The 1,277-nt window shown below is 60.1% G+C and carries 1 protein-coding gene; it reads left to right on the top strand.

Going from position 1 to position 1,277, the window contains the following annotated elements; all coding sequences use genetic code 11:
- On the top strand, positions 1 to 941 hold a 941-nt coding region (locus CON77_RS15045), incomplete at its 5' end, for an RNA-guided endonuclease InsQ/TnpB family protein (RefSeq protein WP_101050424.1).
- Between the last annotated feature and the right edge of the window lie 336 nt (positions 942 to 1,277).

Below are 1,277 nucleotides of genomic sequence, written 5' to 3' on the forward strand. Positions count from 1 at the left end.
AACCGGAGTACGCTTGGCTCAACGACGTGTCCAGCGTGCCGTTGCAGCAGGCGCTGCGGCATTTGCAAACAGCATTCGGCAACTTCTTTGCCAAACGTGGGCGTTACCCACAGTTCAAGCGAAAGGGCGGCCACCAGTCGGCGGAATACACCGCCAGCGCGTTTCGGTGGGATGGTCAAGCCCTCAAATTGGCCAAGATGGACGCACCGCTGGATGTCCGCTGGTCGCGCCAAATTCCGCAAGGTGCGAAGGTCACGACCGTCACCGTGTCGAAAGACGCGGCGGGCCGTTACTTTGTCAGCCTGCTGTGCGACGACGTGGTCTGCACCAAACCGGAAGCACCCAGCCAAGTCGGCATTGATCTGGGCCTGACTCATTTCGCCATCCTTTCCGACGGCGAAAAAATCCCAGCGCCCAACGCTTTCCGCAAGCACGAGAAGAAATTGGCGAAACTCCAACGCAAACTCGCCAAAAAGAAGAAAGGCTCCAAGAACCGTGCCAAGGCCAGAGTGAAAGTAGCCAAACTGCACGCCAAGATTGCCGATGTCCGCAAGGATTTCATACACAAGCTCTCGACCCGGCTGATCCACGAAAACCAAGTGATCGCCGTTGAGACGCTGGGCGTCAGCAACATGAAGAAGAACCGCAAGCTCGCCAAGTCCATCGGTGATGCGGGCTGGGCCGAGTTCGTGCGCCAGCTCGAATACAAGGCCAAGTGGTACGGCCGCGAGGTGGTCAAGATCGACCGCTGGTACCCGTCGTCCAAGCGTTGCAGCGACTGCGGGTACACGGCACAAAAGATGCCCTTGAATGTGCGGCATTGGACATGCCACGACTGTGGCAGCAGCCACGACCGGGACATCAACGCCGCACGCAACATATTGGCCGCCGGACTGGCGGTGTCAGCCCGTGGAGAAGCTGTAAGTCCTGTGTCTCGTTGAGGCATGGGCGGGGTTCTGTGAAGCGGGAATCCTCGCCATTCATGGCGAGGAGGATGTCAAGCGCCGGTGGGTACCGCAGCCGCCCCGCACTGTCCAGCGGCAGACGTGCAAAAAAAAGCCACCCGCAGGGGGTGGCGACAAGGAGACAAGGAGACAAGGAGATCAATTCAAGCCAGCCACACGTGCTGGCGCCAAAGGGGCATCAGATGTAGTGCGGCATGCTGCGGCCTCCTACCTTGATGCAGCCATCGCTGCCCATCACGTTGTCGCGGGGGCTGGCCTGGGTGCGCTGCTCCAGGCCGGCCACGATGTTTTCTGCTATGCGTCGCGCCGTAC

The sequence above is a fragment of the Macromonas nakdongensis genome (genome assembly GCF_002837145.1).
Lineage (GTDB): Bacteria > Pseudomonadota > Gammaproteobacteria > Burkholderiales > Burkholderiaceae_C > Macromonas_B > Macromonas_B nakdongensis.